General features: G+C 60.4%; 5 protein-coding genes. 4 read left to right on the top strand and 1 reads right to left on the bottom strand.

Annotated elements, in window-relative coordinates; genetic code table 11:
* On the bottom strand, nt 1-882 hold an 882-nt coding region (locus tag AC1DVH_RS26815), incomplete at its 3' end, for a TIGR01777 family oxidoreductase (protein WP_477756334.1).
* A 196-nt stretch (nt 883-1,078) separates the two neighbouring features.
* Between AC1DVH_RS26815 and AC1DVH_RS26810 the strand changes: the two genes are divergently transcribed.
* The 4 genes from AC1DVH_RS26810 to AC1DVH_RS26795 form a co-directional block, all read left to right on the top strand.
* The gene (locus tag AC1DVH_RS26810) at nt 1,079-2,065 is read left to right on the top strand and encodes an NAD(P)/FAD-dependent oxidoreductase (RefSeq protein WP_477756333.1); all 987 of its coding nucleotides are present in this window, start codon (nt 1,079-1,081) and stop codon (nt 2,063-2,065) included.
* 158 nt (nt 2,066-2,223) lie between these two features.
* Nucleotides 2,224-3,183, top strand: coding sequence for a YbgA family protein (locus AC1DVH_RS26805; protein WP_477756332.1), 960 nt, complete (start codon nt 2,224-2,226; stop codon nt 3,181-3,183).
* On the top strand, nt 3,183-4,124 hold the full coding sequence (locus AC1DVH_RS26800) for a MerR family transcriptional regulator (RefSeq protein WP_477756331.1): 942 nt from the start codon (nt 3,183-3,185) through the stop codon (nt 4,122-4,124). The genes AC1DVH_RS26805 and AC1DVH_RS26800 overlap by 1 nt, the downstream gene beginning before the upstream one ends.
* Nucleotides 4,125-4,145: 21 nt before the next feature.
* The coding region (locus AC1DVH_RS26795) for a deoxyribodipyrimidine photo-lyase (protein ID WP_477756330.1) at nt 4,146-4,439 on the top strand (294 nt) is incomplete at its 3' end.

The raw sequence follows: 4,439 nt of genomic DNA, 5'->3' as shown, positions 1-4,439 counted from the left end.
GTCCAGTGCCGCGCGCAAATCCATGAACTTAAAAGTGAAACCAGCCTGTAACAAACGCGCCGGGGTGGCGCGCTGGCCGCCCAGCAACAGTAAGGACAACTCACCCAGCCCCACCTTCAATACGAAGGCCGGCATCGGCATGAACGCCGGGCGATGCAGTACGCTACCCAGCGTCTTGGCAAACTCGCGGTTGCGCACCGGTTTGGGCGCGCACGCATTATAGGGACCGCTGGCCTCGTTGCGATGCAGAAGAAAATCAATCAGGGCGATTTGATCGTCGATATGAATCCACGGCATCCACTGCCGGCCGTTGCCGATGGGCCCTCCCAGACCCAGTTTGAACGGCAGTAACAGCCGCGACAAAAAGCCACCCTCCGCCGACAGCACCAACCCGGTACGGATGTGAATGACGCGAATGCCCATCGCTTCGGCCCGCTGTGCAGTCTCCTCCCAGGCGATGCATAACTGGCTGGCGAAGTCTTCACTGATCGGCCCCGAATCCTCGGTCAGTTCACGCTCGCCGCCGTTGCCATACCAGCCGACAGCTGAACCGGAAATCAGGACCCGGGGTTTCTGCTCGCGACTTTCGAGCCACGCCAGCAGGGTTTCGGTGAGCGTGATGCGACTGCTCCACAACAAGGCTTTTCGCTTGTGCGTCCAGGGTCGGTCGGCAATCGGCGCTCCGGCCAGATTGACGATCGCATCCACTGGCTCCTGCCCCAGATCCTCCAGCCGGGCAATTCCACGCACTTGGGTACCACATGTTTTCGCGACTTTTTCAGGCTGGCGACTCCAGACTGTCAGGCGATATCCCTGACCCGACCAGTGCCGGCAAAGCTGACGTCCTATCAAACCAGTACCGCCGGTCAGCAATATGTGCATGACTTCTTCCTCGCGTGGCGTTTTACCCTGTCCATTAGTCTATTTTTATAAGCAGGGATCTTTGGTATCGAGCAGGCTCTATGTTTAACAATAGGCCAAGCTGTCAGAACGAGAACGCTAAAAGTTATACCAACAAACAATATTGTACAGGTTTGAACCCCGGCGTAGTCTGTACAGAAAGGTAAACGAGGCACCTATGACTGTACCTATCGCAATCATTGGCACCGGCATTGCCGGACTCTCCGCCGCCCAGGCCCTGACTGACCTCGGGCATGTGGTTCAACTGTTCGATAAAAGCCGCGGTAGTGGCGGGCGCATGTCGAGCAAACGCAGCGATGCGGGTGCTCTGGACATGGGTGCGCAGTATTTCACCGCCCGTGACCGTCGCTTTGTCACCGAAGTCCAGCGCTGGCAGGCCAAGGGCTGGGTTGCCGAGTGGACGCCGCAGCTGTACACCTACCATGGTGGCCAGCTTAACCTGTCGCCAGACGAGCAGACCCGCTGGGTCGGCACGCCGCATATGAGCGCCATCACCCGCGCCCTGCTTGGTGAACTTGAAGTGCATTTCGCCTGCCGGATCACCGAGGTCTATCGCGGTGAAGAACACTGGCATCTGCAGGACGCCGAGGGCTTCACCCACGGACCGTTCAGCCACGTGGTCATCGCCACGCCAGCCCCGCAGGCCACGGCTTTGCTGGCATCTGCGCCGAAACTCGCCGGTGCCGCCGCCGGGGTGAAAATGGACCCGACCTGGGCCATCGCCCTCGCCTTCGAAACGCCACTGGAAACGCCCATGGAAGGCTGCTTCGTGCAGGACAGCCCCCTCGACTGGCTGGCTCGCAACCGCAGCAAACCCGGGCGTGACAACACTCTCGACACCTGGGTGCTGCACGCAACCAGCGCCTGGAGTCGCCAGCACATTGACCTGTCCAAGGAAGCCGTGATCGAACAACTGCATGGCGCCTTCGCCGAACTGCTGCACGATTCCATGCCCGCACCGACCTTCAGCCTCGCCCACCGCTGGCTCTACGCCCGCCCCGCCAGCAGTCACGAATGGGGCACCCTGGCCGATGCAGACCTGGGGCTGTATGCCTGTGGCGACTGGTGCCTGTCCGGGCGCGTCGAAGGGGCCTGGCTCAGCGGTCAGGAAGCCGCTCGCCGCTTGCATGAACACCTGCAGTAAGCAAAGGCATCAACCCGAGCAAATCGCTGCTGTCGCCATGGACAGCAGCCCGCCACAATACTTATACACAACATTTGACTTGTACAACTTCGAATCTATGATGAAGTTATCCTGTACAGACTCGACCGTCTGCACCGGTTCAGATTCGAGGTGCTCCGATGTCCCACGCCCACGCCAAACCGAAAATCGCCATCAGCGCCTGCCTGATGGGGCTCGACGTGCGCTACAACGGCGGGCACAAGGAATCGCGGTTGTGCAGCCGCACCCTCACTGATTACTTCGATTTCATCCCGGTCTGCCCGGAAGTGGCCATCGGCCTGGGCGTGCCCCGCCAACCGATTCGGCCAGTGGGCAGCGCAGATCAACCCGAAGCCGTGGGCACCCTCGACCACAAGCTTAACGTGACACAACCGTTGGCCACCTACGGCCGGGACATGGCAGCGCAGTTGGGGGATATCTGCGGCTACATCTTCATGCAAAATTCCCCGTCCTGTGGCCTGGAGCGGGTCAAGGTCTACCACGCCAACGGCGCACGGGCGGATATTGGCGGGCACGGGATCTACGCCCGGGCCTTCTGCCTGCGGCACCCGGACTTGCCGGTGGAGGAAGACGGCCGGCTCAACGATCCGGTGCTGCGGGAAAACTTCCTCACCCGGGTGTTCGCCTACAGCGCCTGGCAGCAGCTACGTCAAGAGGGCATGACCCGGCACGGTCTCACGGGCTTTCACTCGCGCTACAAATACCTGCTGATGGCCCACAACCCGGTGCAATACAAAACCCTGGGCAATCTGCTGGGCAACATGGGCAAAACCGATCCGCAGGAACTGGGCCCCCGCTATTTCAGCGAACTGATGTCGGCGCTGAAAAAATGCGCCACCCGCCGCACTCACACCAACGTCCTGCAACACCTCAGCGGCTACCTGAAACAGGCCATCAGCGGCGAAGACAAGCAGGAAGTGCAGCACGTAATCAGCCAATACCGCCTGGGTATCGTACCGCTGGTGGTGCCGCTGACGCTGCTCAAGCATCACTTTCGCCAACACCCCGATCCGTACATCGCACAGCAGGTTTACCTGCAACCGCACCCRGAAAACCTCAGCCTGCGAAACGCCATCTGATGAAAAAAAAACTCGACACCAGCGCCCGCGAAGACCTCGGCGATGACTTTGAAAAGGCGTTGGACGAAGGCTGGCTGCCGATCCGAGAAGTGGSGCGGAAAACCGGCGTCAATGCCGTGACCTTGCGCGCCTGGGAGCGGCGCTACGGTCTGATCGTGCCGCAACGCACACCCAAGGGGCATCGGTTGTTCTCGGCCGACCATGTACAACGCATCCAGGCCATTCTCACCTGGCTCAACCGTGGCGTTGCCGTCAGCCAGGTCAAGCAACTGCTCGACACGCCGCAAGCCTTCAGCGAGTCCGTCGACAACGATTGGCACGCCTTGCTGCAAACGTTGCTGCAGGCGGTCAGCGGATTGCAGGAGCGCACTCTGGATGACAGCGTCAATCAGGCGATGGCGTTGTATCCGCCGCGAACCCTGTGCGAACAGTTGCTGATGCCCTTGCTGGCCGCTCTGGAGCAACGCTGGCAAGGCCAGTTCGGTGCGCAGATGGAGCGGGGCTTTTTTTGTGCCTGGCTGCGTAGCAAGTTCGGTGCACGCATCTACCATAACAATCGTCAGTTGTGCACCGCGCCGCTGCTGCTGATCAACCACTCGGACCTGCCCATGGAGCCGCACCTTTGGCTAACGGCCTGGCTGATCAGCAGCGCCGATTGCCCGGTGGAAGTCTTCGACGGGCCACTGCCGGTCGGCGAACTGGCATTGGCGGTCGAACTTCTGCAACCCCGTGGGATTCTGCTGTACTCAAGCAAAGCCCTGAATCCGGCGCAGCTGCCGAAACTTTTCAAAGGTGTCAGTTGCCCAAAAATGATTGCCGGACCAACGGTATGCATCCACCACACCGAGTTGTCTGTCAGTACTGTCGAGATCGCTGATTTGTACCTGGCCGAAGATCCGCTGTCGGCACATCAGGCACTCGTTCAGCGCGGGCTGATTTAAATGAATCGCGTGGATACCAACATGCAATTGATCTGGCTGCGCAGCGACTTGCGCCTGCATGACAACACCGCCCTCTCGGCTGCCGCGGCTCGCGGCCCGTGCGTGGCGGCATTTCTGTTGAGCCCGGAACAATGGCTGGAACACGACGATGCGCCCTGCAAAGTGGACTTTTGGCTGCGTAACCTACGCGAGTTGAGCCGCGAACTGGGTCAACTGAACATTCCCCTGCTGGTCCGCCTGGCACCTCGCTGGGATGACGCACCCAGCGTATTGCTGAACCTGTGCCGACAGTTGCAGATCGAAGCTGTGTACCTC

The sequence above is a fragment of the Pseudomonas sp. P4_C3 genome (assembly GCF_056402075.1).
The sequence above is the reverse complement of the archived record's forward strand: the minus strand, read 5'-3'. Positions and strand labels throughout refer to the sequence as shown.

What these genes read in the sequence shown, in the direction of transcription:
- AC1DVH_RS26810 (WP_477756333.1), top strand. Translation starts at nt 1,079, where the DNA reads ATGACTGTACCTATCGCAATCATTGGCACCGGCATTGCCGGACTCTCC.